This window comes from Pseudonocardia sp. OZ21 (genome assembly GCF_059359135.1).
The window spans coordinates 155857-173149 of sequence record NZ_JCADBN010000001.1 but is presented as its reverse complement, the minus strand read 5'-3'; the positions used below and the strand labels follow the sequence as shown (position 1 = coordinate 173149).

The following is a 17293-nucleotide window of genomic DNA, read 5'->3' as shown; positions in this document are numbered from 1 at the left end:
ATGGGCTCCATGACCGTCACCGCGCCTGCGCCCGCCCTGGGTGCGGTCACCCCCAGCCGCGAAGAGTTCCGTGCGTTGGCCGTCGGGCACCGGGTCATCCCGGTCACCCGGAGGCTGCTCGCCGACGACGAGACCCCCGTCGGGGTCTACCGCAAGCTGGCGGGCGACCGCCCCGGCACGTTCATCCTCGAGTCCGCGGAGAACGGTCGCTCCTGGTCACGGTGGTCGTTCGTCGGAGCGCGCAGTGCCGCGGCCCTCACGGCCGTGGACGGGGAGCTGGTGTGGACCGGCGAGGTACCGGCCGGGCTGCCCACCTCGGGCGACCCGCTGGCCGCCCTGCGCACCGTGGTCGAGGAGCTGCGCAGCGAGCCGCTTCCCGGGCTGCCGCCGCTCACGGGCGGCATGGTCGGCTACCTCGGCTACGACGTGGTGCGGCGCCTCGAGCGCCTGCCCGAGCTCACCACCGACGACCTCCAGCTGCCCGAGCTGGTGATGCTGCTGGCCACCGACCTGGCGGCGGTCGACCACCACGAGGGCACGGTCACCCTGATCGCCAACGCGATCAACTGGGACGCCACCGACGAGCGGGTCGACGAGGCCTACGACGACGCCGTCGCGCGGCTCGACCGGATGACCGCGGAGCTCGCCGCTCCCGCGCCGTCCACCGTGGCCGTCTACCAGCGCGCCACCAAGCCCGAGTTCACCCGGCGTCGTTCCCCGGCGGAGTACCAGGCCGACGTGGAGACGGTGAAGGAGCAGATCCGCGACGGCGAGGCGTTCCAGGTGGTCATCTCGCAGCGGTTCGAGGCGGACTGCCCGGCCGACTCGCTCGACGTCTACCGCGTGCTGCGGGCCACCAACCCGAGCCCGTACATGTATCTCCTGCGGCTGGAGTCCGCCGGCACGCCCGACAGCCCGGCCCGTCGCTTCGACATCGTGGGGTCCAGCCCGGAGGCACTGGTCACGGTGCGGGACGGGAAGGCGACCACCCACCCCATCGCGGGCACCCGGTGGCGCGGCGACACCGAGGAGGAGGACCTGCTCCTGGAGAAGGAGCTGCGTAGCGACGAGAAGGAGCGCGCCGAGCACGTGATGCTGGTCGACCTCGGCCGCAACGACCTCGGCAAGGTGTGCACACCCGGCACCGTGAAGGTCCACAGCTTCTTCTCCGTGGAGCGCTACAGCCACGTCATGCACCTGGTCTCGACGATCACCGGCATGCTGCGCAGCGGCTGCATCGCGTTCGACGCCGTGCTGGCGTGCTTCCCCGCCGGCACGTTGTCGGGCGCCCCGAAGCCGCGGGCGCTGCAGATCATCGAGGAGCTGGAGCCGACCAGGCGCGGGCTCTACGGCGGGATCGTCGGCTACTTCGACTTCGCGGGGGACGCCGACACCGCCATCGCGATCCGCACCGCGATGGTGCGTGACGGGGTCGCCTACGTGCAGGCCGGTGGCGGGATCGTCGCCGATTCCGAGCCGGCCGCCGAGGACACGGAGAGCCTGAACAAGGCGCGGGCAGTGCTCTCGGCGGTGGCGACGGCGGCCACGATCGCGCAGCCGCAGATCAGCACGGCGGAGCCGGGCATCGGCGGCCGACCGGCCGGGCAGGACCGGACACGGTGACCCAGGCCCCCGCGCGGGACCCGCGCGCGCTGCTCGCGGTGTGCGTGGGCCTCGCGGGGTCCGCTGCCCTGCTCTGGGGCGCCTCCGCCATCACCTGGTTCCGTATCGCCGGACCGCCGGGGCGCCCCGCCACCGAGTCCACCGGAGCGGAGGCCGCGCCGTCGCTCACCGGGTTCGCCCTGCTGGCGCTGGCCGCGGTGGCGGCGCTGGTGGCCACCGCGGGCCCGGTGCGCAGGGTCGTCGCGGCGCTGCTCGTGCTGGTGGCGGCCGTGGTGGGCGTCGTCGTGGTGCAGGCGGCGCTCGACCCGCCCGGGGCGGCGGGTGCCGCCACGAGAACGGCGGCCCCGTTGCTCGCCGTGGCCGGTGCCGCCGTGCTGCTCGCGGTGAGCGTGTTCGTGCTGCTCCGGGAACAGCGGCTGCCGAGGCTCGGGGCGCGGTACGCGGCACCCGGTGCCCGACGGGTGGAGATGGACCCCGACCGGGCCGCCTGGCAGGCGCTCGACGCCGGGACCGACCCCACCGCCGACGTGCCCGGGAGCAGGGGGGACGATCCTGACGTCGGGGGTCGCACCGGGCCTGGCTAGCATGATTCGCGCCCGGCCCTATCCGGAGAGGGGGACCAACGCCATGGAGCACGGCGGAGCGAGCGTCCTCGATTCCATCGTGGACGGTGTCAGGGCGGATCTTGCGGTACGTGAGGCGGAGGTCGACTTCGCCGAGATCAAGCGTCGAGCGGCGGCGGCGGCACCGCCCCGCGACGTGATGGCGGCGCTGCGGGCGCCCGGCATCGGGGTGATCGCCGAGGTGAAGCGCCGCAGCCCGTCACGGGGTGAGCTGGCCGACATCGCCGATCCGGCCGATCTCGCGGCAGCGTACGCGGGTGGCGGCGCGCGGGTGATCAGTGTTCTCACCGAGCAGCGCCGGTTCGGCGGTTCGCTGGCCGACCTGGCCGCCGTCCGCGCGGCGGTCGACGTCCCGGTGCTGCGCAAGGACTTCGTCGTGAGTCCGTACCAGGTGCACGAGGCCAGGGCCTTCGGCGCCGACCTGGTGCTGCTGATCGTGGCGGCGCTGGAGCAGAACGCGCTCGACTCCCTGCTGGACCGCGTCGAGTCCCTCGGCATGACGGCCCTCGTGGAGGTGCACACCGAGGAGGAGGCCGACCGCGCGCTGGAGGCGGGCGCCAAGGTCATCGGGGTGAACGCGCGCAACCTGCACACGCTCGAGGTCGACCGCTCGATCTTCGGGCAGATCGCACCCGGGCTGCCCAGCGACGTGCTGCGGGTGGCCGAGTCGGGGGTGCGGGGGCCGGGCGACCTGCTCACCTACGCCGGCTGGGGGGCCGACGCGGTGCTCGTCGGTGAGGGCCTGGTCACCAGCGGCGATCCCGGTGGCGCGGTGCGTAGCCTGGTGGCGGCAGGTTTCCACCCGTCCTGTTCCAGGATGGTGCGGTAACAAGGATGACGCCGTAGCAAGGATGCAGTAGCAAGGATGTTGTGTTGACGACCAGCGGATCCGGGACCACCAGCAAGGCCAGCGACGGGATCTCCACGCCGTCGGGCCACGAGCCCGACGAGCGCGGCCACTTCGGGCGCTACGGCGGCCGGTACGTCCCGGAGGCGCTCATCGCGGCTCTCGACGAACTGGCCGCGGCGTACGACAAGGCCCGCGGCGACCGGGAGTTCCTCGACGAGCTCGACCGGCTCCACCGGGAGTACTCGGGGCGCCCGTCCCCGCTCACCGACGTCCCGAAGCTGAGCCAGCACGCCGGCGGGGCCCGCATCCTGCTCAAACGCGAGGACCTCAACCACACCGGGTCCCACAAGATCAACAATGTGCTGGGCCAGGCGCTGCTCACCCAGCGGATGGGCAAGACGCGGGTCATCGCCGAGACCGGCGCCGGCCAGCACGGCGTCGCCACCGCCACCGCCTGCGCGCTGCTCGGCCTGGAGTGCGTCGTCTACATGGGCGAGGTCGACACCGAGCGGCAGGCGCTGAACGTCGCGCGGATGCGGCTGCTCGGGGCCCAGGTGGTGCCGGTGAAGACCGGCTCCCGCACCCTGAAGGACGCGATCAACGAGGCCCTGCGCGACTGGGTCACCAACGTCGACCGCACGCACTACCTGCTCGGCACCGCCGCAGGCCCGCACCCGTTCCCCACGATCGTGCGTGACTTCCACCGCATCATCGGCCTGGAGGCGCGCGAGCAGGTGCTGGATCGCACCGGCAGCCTCCCCGACGCGGTCGTCGCGTGTGTGGGTGGCGGGTCCAACGCGATCGGCATCTTCCACGCGTTCCTCGACGACCCGGACGTGCGGCTCGTCGGCTTCGAGCCCGGCGGCGACGGCGTGGAGACCGGCCGCCACGGTGCCACGCTCACCGCGGGCTCGCCGGGTGCGCTGCACGGCGCCATGTCGTACCTGCTGCAGGACGAGGACGGGCAGACGGCCGAGTCGCACTCGATCTCCGCGGGGCTCGACTACCCCGGGGTCGGCCCGGAGCACGCGCTGCTGAAGGACCTCGGCCGCGCGGAGTACCGCCCGATCACCGACGCGGAGGCGATGGACGCGTTCGCGCTGTTGTCGCGCACCGAGGGCATCATCCCCGCGATCGAGTCCGCGCACGCCGTGGCCGGTGCTCTGAAACTGGGCCGCGAGATGGGCCCCGACGCCGTCATCGTCATCAGCCTGTCCGGGCGCGGCGACAAGGACGTCGACACCGCCGCGAAGTGGTTCGGCATGATCTCGGGCGAGGAGAGCGCGGAGGACGCGAGCGGCACGGCCATCGCCGAGGCCTCGCTCGCCGCACCCGGCGCCGCCGCACCCGAGGAGCGGCCCAGCGGGGAGTCCACGGTCACCACGGAGGCAGAGGGCGTGCAGCGCTGATGAGCGAGCTTGCGAGCGAGTCAATGTCACAGCGTCTGCGCGAAGCGCCGGCCGAGCGCAGCGAGGGCGAGCGATGAGTCGCGTCGAAGAGATCTTCCGAGAGAGCCGGGCGCAGAACCGCGGCACGCTCGTCGGCTACCTGCCGGCCGGCTACCCGACCGTCGACGTCTCGGTGGAGCTTCTCCGTGCGATGGTCGACGGCGGCTGCGACCTGCTCGAGATCGGCATCCCGTACTCCGATCCCGTGATGGACGGCCCCACGATCCAGGCCGCCGCCGAGACCGCACTGCGCGCCGGCACCAAGCTGCACGACGTGCTGTCGGTGGTCGAGCGGGTGAGCGCCGCCGGCGGCCGCGCCGTGATCATGACCTACTACAACCCGGTGCTCCGCTACGGCGTCGACGCGTTCGCGCGCGACCTCGCCGCGGCCGGGGGCCTGGGGATGATCACCCCGGATCTCATTCCAGACGAGGCCGACGAGTGGCTGGCCGCCTCCGCCACGCACGACCTGGACCGGATCTTCCTCGTCGCACCCTCGTCCGGGGAGGAACGCATCGCCTCCACCGCGGCGGCGGGCAGCGGCTTCCTCTACGCCACGTCGACGATGGGTGTCACGGGGGCCCGCGACACGGTCGCCTCGGTCGCCCCGCAACTCGTGGCCCGCTGCCGCGCCCACACCTCGCTGCCGATCGGCGTCGGGCTCGGCGTGCGGTCGGCCGACCAGGCCGCCGAGGTCGCCTCCTTCGCCGACGGCGTGATCGTCGGGTCGGCGTTCGTCACGGCGAACGAACGCGGTGGGGCCTCAGGGGTACGCGCTCTGGCGGCCGAACTGGCCGAGGGCGTCCGGCGCGCAGACGTGCCGTCGGCCGCGCCCACCCCGGCCTGACATCGCCCGCCGCGCGACGCTCGTCGGACGGCGGCCGACGCGCGGTGGCGGGCGCCTCCCCGGCCGTCTGACTACTGGCGATACCGTGGCGTGGTGAGTTCTGCCGTGGCGACCGCCGTGCTGGCCTTCATCCCGAGCCCGGATCGCGGGGTCTGGATGCTCGGTCCGATCCCGATCCGGGCCTACGCGATCTGCATCATCGCCGGCATCATCATCGCGGTGCTGTGGGGTGACCGGCGCTTCGTCGCCCGCGGCGGGGAACCGGGCACGGTCACGGACGTGGCGGTGTTCGCCGTGCCGTTCGGGCTGGTGGGTGGGCGGCTCTACCACGTGGCCACCGACTGGTACACGTACTTCGGCCCGGGCGGCGATCCGGTCGGCGCCCTGAAGATCTGGCAGGGCGGCCTCGGGATCTGGGGAGCCGTCGCGCTCGGCGCGGTCGGGGCCTGGATCGGCTGCCGCCGCCGCGGGGTGCCGCTGCCGTTCTTCGCCGACGCCGTGGCGCCCGGGATCGTGGTCGCGCAGGCCATCGGCCGCGTGGGGAACTACTTCAACCAGGAGCTCTACGGCGGCCCGACCACCCTTCCGTGGGGCCTCGAGATCTACCGCAGGGTGGACCCCCAGACCGGACTCCCGGACAGCCTGGGTGGCGTCGCGCTGGATCACACGCCGATCGAGATCGTGCACCCGACGTTCCTCTACGAGCTCCTGTGGAACCTGGTCGTCGCCGCGGTCGTGGTCTGGGCCGACCGCCGCTTCCGGCTCGGCCACGGCCGGGCCTTCGCGCTCTACGTCGCCGGCTACACCCTGGGTCGCTTCTTCATCGAGATGGCCCGCACCGACCACGCCACCCGGGTCTTCGGCGACATCCGCATCAACGTCGTCGTCGCCGGGGTCGTGTTCATCGGCGCGGTGGCCTACATGGTGCTCGTCCGCAAACCGCGGGAGGTGTACCCCGTCCCCGCCGACGACACGCCGGACGGCCCGGTCGACGACGACACGCCCGGGGACGACGCCGCTGAACCTCCCGCAGCCGACGCGGCCGCGCCGGAGGCCGAGACCGCCGACCGGGATCGGGTGGTGGCCGAACCGGGCGAGCGTTCACCGTGACGTTCACCGGGTTCGGGGAGGGCGCCGTCGAGTTCTACGACGGGCTCGTCGTGGACAACTCGAAGGCCTACTGGAGCGACAACCGCGAGATCTACGAGAGCGACGTCCGGGCCCCGATGCAGGCCCTGCTCGCCGTGCTGGAACCGGAGTTCGGGCCGGGGAAGATCTTCCGCCCGTACCGCGACGTCCGGTTCGCCGCCGACAAGACGCCGTACAAGACCCACTGCGGCGCCACAGCCGGCCCGTTCTACGTGCAGATCGGCGCCGACGGGCTGATGGCGGCGGGCGGGTACTACCGGATGGCGTCCGACCAGGTGGCGCGCTTCCGCACGGCCGTCGACGACGAGCGGCGCGGCACCGCCCTGGAGAAGCTGCTCGAGGTGCTGCGTGCCGACGGGCTCACGGTGGCGGGGGAGCAGCTCAAGACCAGGCCGCGGGGCGTCGACCCGGATCACCCGCGGATCGACCTGCTGCGCCACAAGGCCCTCTACGGCCACCGCAGCTGGGAGCCCGACGACGTGCTGCACGAGGCGGGCGCGGTGGAGCGCGTGGTCACGGCGTGGCGGGCGCTGCGACCCCTCAGTGAGTGGCTGGCCGATCACGTCGGATCCAGCGACCTGCCCCGGCGCTGACACCCCCGCTGTTCTTCCCCGCGCTCCCTGATCGTTCCAGAACCCGCGCTAGACTGCTTCTCGTGAGCCGTCGCACCAAGATTGTCTGCACCATCGGTCCCGCGACCGCGACGCCGGACCGGATACGCGAGCTCGTGCAGGCCGGCATGGACGTCGCCCGGTTGAACTTCAGCCACGGCAACCGGGACGACCACAAGCGGGTCTACGAGATGGTGCGGGAGGCCGCCGACGCCGAAGGGCGTGCGGTCGGCATCCTCGGCGATCTGCAAGGCCCCAAGATCCGCCTCGGGCGCTTCGCCACCGGCCCTGTCGAGTGGCGCACGGGCGAAGAGGTGCGGATCACCGTGGAGGACGTCGCCGGCACCCACGACCGCGTCTCCACCACCTACAAGGGCCTCGCCACCGACGCCCGGCCCGAGGACCGCCTGCTCGTCGACGACGGCAAGGTCGGCCTGCGGGTCACCGGCGTGGACGGTCTCGACGTGGTCTGCCGCGTCACCGAGGGTGGCCCGGTCAGCGACAACAAGGGCATCTCCCTGCCGGGCATGAACGTGTCCGTGCCTGCGCTGACCGACAAGGACTGCTCCGACCTCGAGTTCGCGCTCGACCTGGGCGTCGACTCGATCGCCCTGTCGTTCGTGCGCAGCCCCGCCGACATCGACATGGCCCACAAGATCATGGACAGCCGCGGAGTGCGGTTGCCGATCATGGCGAAGCTGGAGAAGCCGGAGGCCGTCGACAACCTCGAGGCCATCGTGCTCGCCTTCGACTCCGTGATGGTCGCCCGTGGTGACCTCGGGGTCGAGCTGCCGCTGGAGCACGTGCCGCTGGTCCAGAAGCGCGCCATCCAGATCGCCCGCGAGAACGCCAAGCCGGTGATCGTCGCCACGCAGATGCTCGAGTCGATGATCACCAACTCGCGGCCCACCCGGGCCGAGGCGTCCGACGTCGCCAACGCCGTGCTCGACGGCGCCGACTGCGTGATGCTCTCCGGGGAGACCAGCGTCGGGCGCTACCCGATCAAGTCGGTGCGCACGATGGCCCAGATCGTCGAGGCGGTGGAGGACGGCCCGGTCAACGTCCCGCCGCTCAACCATGTGCCGCGCACCAAGCGGGGCGTGCTGTCCTACGCCGCCCGTGACATCGGGGAGCGGCTGTCGGCCCGCGCGCTGGTGGCCTTCACGCAGTCCGGCGACACCGTGCGCCGGCTCGCCCGCCTGCACACCAGGCTGCCGCTGCTCGCGTTCACGCCCACGCCGTCGGTCCGCAGCCAGCTCGCGATGAGCTGGGGCGTCGAGACCTTCCTGGTCGACTCCGTCGACTCCACGGATGCGATGGTCCGCCAGGTCGACCACGCCATGCTCTCGATCGAGCGGTTCCACCCCGGCGACCTCGTGGTCATCGTGGCCGGCTCGCCGCCCAACACCGTCGGCTCCACCAACCTCATCCGGGTGCACCGCCTGGGCGAGGAGGACCACGCCTGATCGGGGTTCGCCGCCTCGGCCCCGACCACTGGGAGCAGCTCCGCGAGCTGCGACTGGCGGCACTGGCCGAGGCGCCCGACACCTTCGCGTCCACCCTCGAACGGGAGCGCGACAACCCTCCGGAGGAGTGGCGCGAGCGGCTCCGCCGGATCGCCTGGTTCGTCGCCTACAGCGACGATGAGCCCGCCGGTCTCGCCGCCGGCACCACGTGGCCCGACGAGGTACCGGACCGGCGGCACCTGATCTCCATGTGGGTGCGGCCGTCCCATCGCGGCCTGGGCATCGCGGCTCGGCTCGTCGACGCCGTCCGGGACTGGGCCGTCGACGCCGGGGCTCGTGAGCTGGAGCTGTGGGTGGCCGACGGCAACGAGGCAGCGGCGAGGCTGTACGCGCGCGCCGGTTTCGTGCCCACCGGCATCCGCCAGCCGCTGCCGAGCAACCCGGCGATCGGCGAGGAGAACTGGATACTCGCCTTGGCCGGGACGGGGCCGCTCGACCGCGCGGGGCGTCCGGCACCCCCGGCTGAGAAGATGCCTGGGTGACGCGACCCTCCACGCCCCCCGCCGCCGAGACTGCCGAGGACAGCGCCGTCCGCGGCCAGGTCGCGTTGGACAGGCTGGTCAAGCTGCTCGACCTCGAACAGCTGGAGGTCAACCTCTTCCGCGGCATGAGCCCCCCGCAGAGCCCCACCCGCGTGTTCGGCGGCCAGGTGGCCGGGCAGGCCCTCGTGGCGGCCGGGCGGACGGTGCCGGCGGACCGCACGGTCCACTCACTGCAGGCCTACTTCATCAGGCCGGGTGACCCGCGGGTCCCGATCGTCTACGAGGCCGAGCGGGTGCGGGACGGCCGCTCGTTCACCACCCGCCGCGTGCTCGCGATCCAGCACGGGGAAGCGATCTTCTCCCTGTCCGCCTCGTTCCAGCTGCCGCAGGAGGGCCTGGAACACAGCGACCCCGCGCCGTCCGACGTCCCGGACCCGGAGAGGCTGCCCGACATCTCGGCCCGCATCGCCGCGGGCGGTGACGCGGGGTGGCTCGCGCGCGTGCCCCGACCCATCGACATGCGGTTCGTCGACGAGCCGGTGTGGTCCCCGAGCCGGAAGGGGCCGTCGGACGAACCGGTGCGGGTGTGGATGCGGGCCGACGGCGACCTCCCCGACGACCGGCTGCTGCACGTCTGCCTGCTGACCTACGCCAGCGACATGACCCTCCTCGGCTCGGTGCTGGCCCGCCACGACCTCTCCTCCAAGTCGGTGCAGATGGCCAGCCTGGACCACGCGATGTGGTTCCACCGCCCCTTCCGCGCCGACGAGTGGCTGCTCTACACCTGCTACTCGCCCACGGCGTCCGGATCACGGGGGCTCGCCACCGGCCGCTTCACCACCCGGGACGGTCAGCTCGTCGCCACCACGGTGCAGGAAGGCCTGCTGCGGCTGCGGGAGAAGTGAGCGCCCGCGACATGGACACATATCGCTGATCAAGAGCGGCATCTGAGCGCGATATGTGTCCACGTCGCGATGGGGTGGGCGGGATGCGTGGAAAGTGATCTCTGAAGGTCATCGAGCCGCTACGGTCGTCCCGTGCGACGGGTGTGGGGGGCGCTGCTCGTGGCGGCGGCAGTGCTTGCTGCCGGGTGTTCGGCGGCCGTTCCGCCGCCCCCCGATCCGGACAAGATCGAGCTTCCACAGCGCCCCCGTGAGGTGCGGGTGGACGGGGTCGACCCGTGCTCCCTGCTGACGGCTGAGCAGCGGGCTGGGTTGGGGTTGGATGGGTCGCAGCTGTTCGGCGCCGGCCCGTCCGAGCTGTACCCCGGTGCCGATGTCCCGACCTGTGCTGTCCGGGGATATGAACCGCGTGCCGTCGTTGTCGGGGTGAGCAACGTGACGACAACCGGCATTGAGCTGTACACCTCGGGCGGGTTGGTGGCGGAGGTTCGAGCAGCGGAGGTGCGAGGCTTTCCGGCAGTGGTCGCGGTGCCTATCCGGCACACCGATGGGTGCACCGTGATCGTCGACGTGGCGCCTGGTCAACTGCTGGACATCCAATTCGCCGACGGTGGACGGCTGCCGCCGATCCCACAACCCGAGCTTTGTCAGGGCGCACAGGCGGCGGCCGATGCGGTGATGGTGACGTTGCTGGCCTCTCACTAACCGGCCGCTTCATCTGACCGTGTCGCTGCAGTTCGTTCGCGATCGCACACGATCTCCATGGATCGCTCACATGCCCGAGCGCTGGCCCCTAGCGTGCGCGGAAAGCCATCTGCGGCATGAGGAGGGTCGATGCCCGGCCTGCATCCACCTGTCACACTGCGGCTGGAGCCGCACGCAATCCCGGTAGTGCGAACGGCAATCGAGGAGGCTCTCACCGAGCTGGGATTTCATTTGGTCCGCTTGCGCAGAGCTGGCTTCGTTCCCGAACCGTGGCTGGGCGACTCGATCAGCGCGGAGGTCGTCGATTACTACAACAACAGGGTCATGGATGCGGCGGACGGACCTTTCGCCGTCATGAAAGCTTATGAGGCCGAGTTGCTCAAGGTGCGCGACAACCTCCAGGTCCTGGAGGACCACTACCGCCGCACGGAAGGTGAGAACGCGGCTCTGTGGGGTCGGCTGTGAGCGACATCCGGTGGGAGGGCTACAGCCACGAGGAGATCTACGCCGCTGTGCACCAGGGCCCCGGGCAGTCGGTCTCGGCGGGCGCCGAGGCGGCGTGGGCGGAGACCGAGGCCCTGATCCTGCGCATCGACGAGCGGATCGCCGCCGCGATGGCGCAGTCCACGAACGGTTGGGAGGGAAGCGCTGCCGAGGCCGGCCGGACGGCGATGACGCCGCTCGGTCAGTGGGCTCTCGATGCCGCCAACGACGCCAAGATCACGGCACAGGCGGTGGCGCGGCAGGGCGAGCAGGCGCGGGATCTGCGCAATGCCATGCCCGAACCGAATTCCGCGCAACTCGACGCCGAGTACGACGCGGCGTTCACCGATCCCACCTATCTCTTCCACGGCCGCGACGATCTGCAGGCCGCCGAGCAGGAAAGCGCCAACAGGGCCGCTCGGGCCGTCGACCTGATGAACGGCTACACGAACAACTCCTACGAGAACCGCCGCCACATGGACTACTGGACGCTCCCGCCGCAGGTGACGGTGGAGACCACCGCGCCCGCCGCGGCCCCGCCCGGCGGTCCGGCCGGACCGGGGGCCGGGGGGTTCGGCGAGGGGAGTGGGTCGGCCGGGGGAGCAGCCGCGATCGGGACGGCGGGAGCGCCCGTGGGTGCCGTCGGCGCCGGGGCGGCTGTTCCCGTGTCGGGTCCGGCCGCCCCACCCGGTGCTCCGGCCGGGGCAGCAGCGAACGGTGGTGCCGGGGGAGGTTCCGGAGTGCCGCCGGTCGTGCTCGGGGCAGGTCCCGCGGGTGTCGGCGCCGGGATGCGCACGGGCGGTGCGCCGGCGGGAGCCGGCCTCGGCGGATCCGGAGCAGGCGGTGCACCGGGAGCGGCGGCGCTGGGCCCGACCGCCGGTGGTGGGCCGGGCGGCACGGGAGCCCCCGTGACGGGCACCGGAGTGTCGGCGGCACGGCCGGGTGCCGGGGGCGTCCGCCCTGTCGTTCCCGGGCCTCCGGTCCGCGGGGGCACCGTGCCGAGCTGGCGCGACCTGGTCCCGCAGCAACCGGGCCGCGAGGGCGGTGCGACCGGCTCGTGGCCGCGCACCGACGAGGAGCGTCGCCTGCCGCCTCCGGGCGCCGGCCGGGCCGGGGGCGAACCCCGGCCGCCGGGCGGCGAACGGCCCGCACCGGCCACCGAACCCGCACCACGCGGTGCTGCGGCCCGCGTTGCGACCACCGCGCAACCCGGCCTCTACCCGCCGCTGTCGGCGGCTTCCCCCGGGCGCGCCGACGAGGAAAGGCGCAGGCCCGACTACCTCGTCGACGACGGTGACGCCTTCGCCGACGACCGATGGTTCACCGCCGCCGTGATCGGCGCGGACGATCCGCTGCCGCCCCGCTGACCGCTCGGCACCATCAGCTTCTGCCCGGGCGGGCGGCCGGATCGACCTCCCTCGGTCGTGCCCGGTCGTCGCGAGACCGGCGACGCGTCCACCCGCGGCTGCCGAGAGCGGCGCGCGCCCCGCCGCACGAGGCAGGATGGACGGTATGAGTGATCAGGACCGTAGCTGGGGCTTCCGCACCCGGGCGGTGCACGCAGGGCACGTGCCCGACTCCGCCACGGGCGCCCGGGCGGTGCCCATCTACCAGTCCACGAGCTTCGTGTTCGAGGACACCACCGACGCGGCGAGCCTGTTCGCGTTGCAGAAGTACGGGCTGATCTACAGCCGGATCGCCAACCCCACGGTGGCCGTGCTGGAGGAACGCCTCGCCAGCCTGGACGGCGGGATCGGGGCGGTCGCCACGTCCAGCGGGCAGGCGGCGGAGTTCCTCACGTTCGCCTCCCTCGCCGGGACGGGCGACCACATCGTCGCGGCGGCCGGGCTCTACGGCGGCACGATCACGCAGCTCGACGTGACGCTGCGGCGGTTCGGGGTGGAGACGACGTTCGTGGCCGGGCGGAGCGCAGGCGGAGCCCGCATCGGCGCAGGGGGGGAGGCCGACGCCTTCGCCGCCGCGATCACGCCCCGCACGAAGCTGCTGTTCGCCGAGGTGGTCTCCAACCCGGGCGGCGAGATCGCGGACATCGCCGCGCTCGCCGACGTCGCCCACGCCGCGGGCATCCCGCTGGTCGTGGACGCCACGCTCGCCACCCCGTACCTGTGCCGGCCGATCGAGCACGGCGCCGACATCGTGATCCACTCGGCGACGAAGTTCCTCGGCGGGCACGGCACCACGCTGGGTGGGGTGGTGATCGAGTCCGGCCGGTTCAACTGGGGCAACGGCAACTTCCCGCAGATGACGGAGCCCGTCGCGTCCTACGGGGGCCTGACCTGGTGGGGCAACTTCCAGGAGTTCGGCTTCCTCACCAAGCTCCGCGCCGAGCAGCTTCGTGACGTCGGCGCCTCGCTGTCGCCGCACAGCGCGTTCCTGCTCATCCAGGGCGTGGAGACGCTGCCGCAGCGGATGGAGGCGCACATGGCGAACGCGCGGGCCGTCGCGGAGTGGCTCGACGCCGACCCTCGGGTGTCCTACGTCCGCTGGGCGGGGCTCCCCGACCACCCCCACCACGAGAGGGCCGCCCGGTACCTGCCGCTCGGACCGGGTGCGGTGTTCTCGTTCGGCGTGCAGGGCGGGCGCGAGGCGGGGCAGCGGTTCATCGAGTCGGTGCAGCTGTGCAGCCACCTGGCCAACGTCGGCGACGCCAGGACACTCGTCATCCACCCCGGCTCCACCACCCACCAGCAGCTCACCGACGACCAGCTCCGCGACGCCGGGGTGCCGCCGGACCTGGTCCGGATCAGCGTCGGTCTCGAGGACGTCGAGGACATCCTGTGGGACCTCGACCAGGCCCTGTCCGCGGCAGCGAAGGTGGAGTCATGACCTGGGAGAACGCGTCCGCCGTGCAGCGGCAGCAGCTCCTGCGCGAGACACGCACCGTCGCCGTGGTGGGAGCGTCGCCGAACCCGGCGAGGGCGAGCAACTTCGTCGCCACCTACCTGCTGGCGAGCACCGACTTCGACGTCTACTTCGTCAACCCGAACGCCCGGGAGATCCTCGGCCGTCCCGTGTACAAGACCCTCGCCGACCTGCCGGTCGTTCCCGACCTGGTGGACGTGTTCCGCCGCCTGGAGGACGTCCCCGGCGTGCTCGACGAGGTGCTCGCGCTGGGCGGCGGCGTGCGCACGCTGTGGCTCCAGTTCGGGCTCTTCGACGAGGCCGTGGCGCGGCGGGGCGAGGAAGCCGGGCTCCAGGTCGTGATGGACCGCTGCCTGAAGGTCGAGCACGCGCGCTTCCACGGTGGCCTGCACGTCGCGGGCTTCGACACCGGCGTGATCAGCTCACGGCGCCGGACGCGGTGACCGGTACGGCGGCGGTCCCGAACCAGCGGCGCAGCGCGGCCTCGGGTGAGGCGTCGACACCGGCGCCGGCCCAGCAGACGTAACCGTCGGGGCGGACCAGCACCCGGTCGACGCCGGGTCGCGCGCCGAGCGTGCTGCCCACGGGCGAGTCGACGGCGCGGGCCACGACGGCGTCGACCAGGGGATGGACGTGCTGGGGTCGCGCCGAGGGTGGGCCGAACTCCAGGAGGAGCCCGCGCCCGGACCGCAGCAGCGTGCTGACGGTGGTCGGTCCGTCGGCGGTCACCAGGGACAGGTCGACGATCCGCGCACCGACCAGCGGGTCGTCGTCCTCGCCGAGGTCGTAGCGCAGGTCCAGCCCGGACATCATCCCGGCCAGGTAGCGGTTGGCGTCGGGCAGCCGGGCCAGGTCGATCATGATGTCGCGGAGTGCGCGGACGTCGTCGGCGTCGGGCGGCGGGCTCATCAGCAGACCCTGTGCGCGCGTCCCGGCGAGGACGCGGGCGGCGACCGGGTGGCGCTCGGCGTGGTAGCTGTCGAGCAGCCCATCGGGCGCGTCGCCCCGTATCTCGGCGGCGAGCTTCCAGCCGAGGTTCATCGCGTCCTGCACACCGAGGTTGAGCCCCTGCCCACCGATGGGCATGTGGATGTGCGCGGCGTCGCCGGCGAACAGCACCGGCCCGTGCCGGTAGTCGGTCAGCTGGCGGCAGGCGTCGCTGAACCGGGTGCCCCAGCGCAGCCGCCCCAGCCGCGTCTCCGGTCCGTGCACCGCGGTGAGCGCCGCGGCCACCTCGGCGGCCGTCACCGGCGCCTCGCGCGGCAACGCGGCCTGCTCCGGGCCGCTGAACACCACGCGGTAGGGCGCCGCGGCGTCGGTGGCGTCGCCGAGGGGGTGCAGCAGCATCCAGTGGCTGCCGGTCCGGCGGGTGTGCCCGCTGATGTGGCCGATCGTCCGTGACACCGTCTCGGCCGCCGCCGCCAGTTCGATGTCGGCGCTCACCGCGCTCATCGTCCCCGCCCGGCCGGGGAACGCAGCCCCGGTCAGCCTGCGCACCACGCTGTGGGCGCCGTCGCAGGCCACCAGGTAGCGGCTGCGCAGCAGCGTGGCGCCGTCCGGGCCGGTAACTGTGGCGCTCATGCCGTCGCCAGTGGTCAGTCCGGTGAGCTCCGTGCCCCGAAGCACGGTGGCCCCCAGCTCGCGCGCGCGGGCCTCGAGGATCTGTTCGAGCCGGTCCTGCGGGATCAGGAGCCCGTCGGGATGGCGGGTACGCCACGGCCGGGCGTCGAGGGGGACGGGGAGACCGGCGAAGTGGCCGCCCGCCGCCTCGCGCGTCAGGGACTGGCCGGCAGCGGCGTCGAGGAGACCGCGCATCGCGAGGACCTCGCAGGTCCGCGCCGAGATCCCGCCGCCCCGGCTCTGCCCGCTGGGCGTCTGCTGCCGCTCGACGACGGTGACGCTGACGCCGCCCAGCGCGAGCTCCGCAGCGAGCGTCAGACCGGTCGGACCCGCGCCGACCACGAGGACGTCCGGGTGGGGCCGTGCATCAATTCTCACACCGGGAGCATAAGTAGACCGGGTGCAAGTATCAACCCGGTATAGGATCGCGGCATGGACGGAACGGGTGGGCTGCGGGAGCGCAAGAAGCTCCGCACCCGGAAGGCCATCTCGGAAGCGGCGATCAGTCTGTTCCTCGAGCACGGGTACGACGCCGTGTCCGTCGCCGACGTCGCCGCGGCGGCCGAGGTGTCCAAGCGCACGCTGTTCGCGTACTTCCCCACGAAGGACGACCTGGTCCTGCACCGCATCGCCGACCACCAGACCGAGGCCGCGCGGGTCGTCCGGGGACGGAGTGCGGGCGAGTCGCCGCTCGAGGCGCTGCACCGGCACCTGCTCGCCGGTCTCGCGAGCCGCGACCCGATCACCGGGCTCTGCGACCACCCCCAGGTCGTCGCCTTCTACCGGCTCACCGAGTCGCCTGCAGTGCAGTCGGCGGTGGGCCGTTACGTGTCGGCAGGCGAGGCGGCGCTCGCCGCCGCCCTCCGGGAGACGACGCCGGCATCGGGGCCGCTCGCGGAGGTCACGGCGCGGCTGGGCGCCGGGCAGATCCTGCTCGTGCAGCGCGCCCTGGCGCAGGCCAACCAGGCCCACATCATGGGCGGGATGAGCGCCGACGACCGCGCGCCGGACGCTCGGGCCGAGGCCGACCACGCCTTCCACCTGCTGCGCGGCGGCCTGGCTCCCTACCGGAGCTGACCGGCGATCACGCGCCGAACAGCGTGGTCAGCGCCCGCAGCACCCAGAAGACCGGCGCCGCGGCGAGCACCAGTAGCCAGAAGGACCACGCCCGGTGGCGGGCGACCAGCCACACCGCGAGGGCCGCGATGACAGTCGGGACGAGCAGGGCGCCCACGAGCCGCCCGACGTCCGAACCGCCTGCCGGCGCGCCGGCGACGACCAGGACCAGCACCACGTTCACACCGGCCCAGATCGCGGCCGCACCGAGCGCCGGTAGGAACCGGGTACGTGCCGCCGGTCGGCCGACGGGTGGCGGTGGATGCTCCCACGCCGCGGGGTAGGGCGGGGCGCCGGGCATGGGGGCGTGCGGAGGCAGGTCGTCGCGGTAGGGCGAGTAGCCGGGGGCGCCCATCCACGACGGGGCCCGGTCGGGCCCCTCGGGACCGCTCGGATCGGACGTCGGCTGCGCGCGGCTCACCCGG

At 72.8% G+C, this 17293-nt stretch carries 18 protein-coding genes; 16 read left to right on the top strand and 2 right to left on the bottom strand.

All coding sequences use genetic code 11. The features are described 5' to 3' along the window. The 15 genes from AC5L35_RS00880 (at position 1) to AC5L35_RS00810 (ending at position 14575) form a co-directional block, all read left to right on the top strand. Positions 1-1623, top strand: coding sequence for an anthranilate synthase component I (locus AC5L35_RS00880; protein WP_495057553.1), 1623 nt, complete (start codon positions 1-3; stop codon positions 1621-1623). After that, positions 1620-2207, top strand: coding sequence for a Trp biosynthesis-associated membrane protein (locus AC5L35_RS00875; protein WP_495057552.1), 588 nt, complete (start codon positions 1620-1622; stop codon positions 2205-2207). Before AC5L35_RS00880 ends, AC5L35_RS00875 begins: the two co-directional genes overlap by 4 nt. Positions 2208-2250: 43 nt before the next feature. Continuing rightward, positions 2251-3075, top strand: coding sequence for an indole-3-glycerol phosphate synthase TrpC (trpC, locus tag AC5L35_RS00870; protein ID WP_495057551.1), 825 nt, complete (start codon positions 2251-2253; stop codon positions 3073-3075). Positions 3076-3164: 89 nt separating this feature from the next. Beyond that, entirely contained in the window at positions 3165-4505 is a 1341-nt protein-coding gene (gene trpB / locus AC5L35_RS00865; protein ID WP_495058062.1) for a tryptophan synthase subunit beta, read from the top strand. Positions 4506-4578: 73 nt separating this feature from the next. Then, positions 4579-5391, top strand: a complete 813-nt coding sequence (gene trpA, locus AC5L35_RS00860; RefSeq protein ID WP_495057550.1) for a tryptophan synthase subunit alpha — start codon at positions 4579-4581, stop codon at positions 5389-5391. A gap of 156 nt (positions 5392-5547) precedes the next feature. Beyond that, positions 5548-6501 (top strand): prolipoprotein diacylglyceryl transferase, encoded by a 954-nt coding sequence (gene lgt / locus AC5L35_RS00855; protein ID WP_495058061.1) that lies wholly within the window; start codon positions 5548-5550, stop codon positions 6499-6501. After that, a complete protein-coding gene (locus AC5L35_RS00850) occupies positions 6498-7133 on the top strand; it encodes a DUF2461 domain-containing protein (RefSeq protein WP_495057549.1) in 636 nt (211 codons plus the stop codon). Before lgt ends, AC5L35_RS00850 begins: the two co-directional genes overlap by 4 nt. A gap of 62 nt (positions 7134-7195) precedes the next feature. Continuing rightward, the gene (gene pyk, locus AC5L35_RS00845; protein ID WP_495057548.1) at positions 7196-8617 is read left to right on the top strand and encodes a pyruvate kinase; all 1422 of its coding nucleotides are present in this window, start codon (positions 7196-7198) and stop codon (positions 8615-8617) included. Further along, the gene (locus tag AC5L35_RS00840; protein ID WP_495058060.1) at positions 8614-9159 is read left to right on the top strand and encodes a GNAT family N-acetyltransferase; all 546 of its coding nucleotides are present in this window, start codon (positions 8614-8616) and stop codon (positions 9157-9159) included. The genes pyk and AC5L35_RS00840 overlap by 4 nt, the downstream gene beginning before the upstream one ends. Further along, positions 9156-10064 carry an acyl-CoA thioesterase gene (locus tag AC5L35_RS00835; RefSeq protein ID WP_495057547.1) on the top strand — a complete coding sequence of 303 codons (909 nt, stop codon included), beginning with the start codon at positions 9156-9158 and terminating at the stop codon, positions 10062-10064. The genes AC5L35_RS00840 and AC5L35_RS00835 overlap by 4 nt, the downstream gene beginning before the upstream one ends. A 132-nt stretch (positions 10065-10196) precedes the next feature. Next, positions 10197-10766: a DUF3558 domain-containing protein gene (locus AC5L35_RS00830; RefSeq protein ID WP_495057546.1), complete on the top strand. Its 570-nt coding sequence runs from the start codon at positions 10197-10199 to the stop codon at positions 10764-10766. 129 nt (positions 10767-10895) lie between these two features. After that, entirely contained in the window at positions 10896-11231 is a 336-nt protein-coding gene (locus tag AC5L35_RS00825) for a hypothetical protein (protein WP_495057545.1), read from the top strand. Continuing rightward, positions 11228-12616, top strand: a complete 1389-nt coding sequence (locus AC5L35_RS00820) for a hypothetical protein (RefSeq protein WP_495057544.1) — start codon at positions 11228-11230, stop codon at positions 12614-12616. The genes AC5L35_RS00825 and AC5L35_RS00820 overlap by 4 nt, the downstream gene beginning before the upstream one ends. 145 nt (positions 12617-12761) lie before the next feature. Further along, complete coding sequence (locus AC5L35_RS00815; protein WP_495057543.1) at positions 12762-14096, top strand: O-acetylhomoserine aminocarboxypropyltransferase/cysteine synthase family protein; 1335 nt, start codon at positions 12762-12764, stop codon at positions 14094-14096. Continuing rightward, positions 14093-14575, top strand: coding sequence for a CoA-binding protein (locus tag AC5L35_RS00810; RefSeq protein WP_495057542.1), 483 nt, complete (start codon positions 14093-14095; stop codon positions 14573-14575). The genes AC5L35_RS00815 and AC5L35_RS00810 overlap by 4 nt, the downstream gene beginning before the upstream one ends. On the opposite strand, the gene AC5L35_RS00805 is transcribed toward AC5L35_RS00810, so the two are convergent. After that, entirely contained in the window at positions 14550-16130 is a 1581-nt protein-coding gene (locus AC5L35_RS00805) for an FAD-dependent oxidoreductase (RefSeq protein ID WP_495057541.1), read from the bottom strand. The genes AC5L35_RS00810 and AC5L35_RS00805 overlap by 26 nt on opposite strands. Before the next feature lie 54 nt (positions 16131-16184). Here AC5L35_RS00805 and AC5L35_RS00800 point away from each other — a divergent pair, with 54 nt between their 5' ends. Further along, complete coding sequence (locus AC5L35_RS00800) at positions 16185-16829, top strand: TetR/AcrR family transcriptional regulator (protein ID WP_495057540.1); 645 nt, start codon at positions 16185-16187, stop codon at positions 16827-16829. Between the two features lie 7 nt (positions 16830-16836). Here the strand turns inward: AC5L35_RS00800 and AC5L35_RS00795 are convergent, their stop codons facing one another. Further along, positions 16837-17289: a hypothetical protein gene (locus tag AC5L35_RS00795; RefSeq protein WP_495057539.1), complete on the bottom strand. Its 453-nt coding sequence runs from the start codon at positions 17287-17289 to the stop codon at positions 16837-16839. Positions 17290-17293 lie beyond the last annotated feature (4 nt).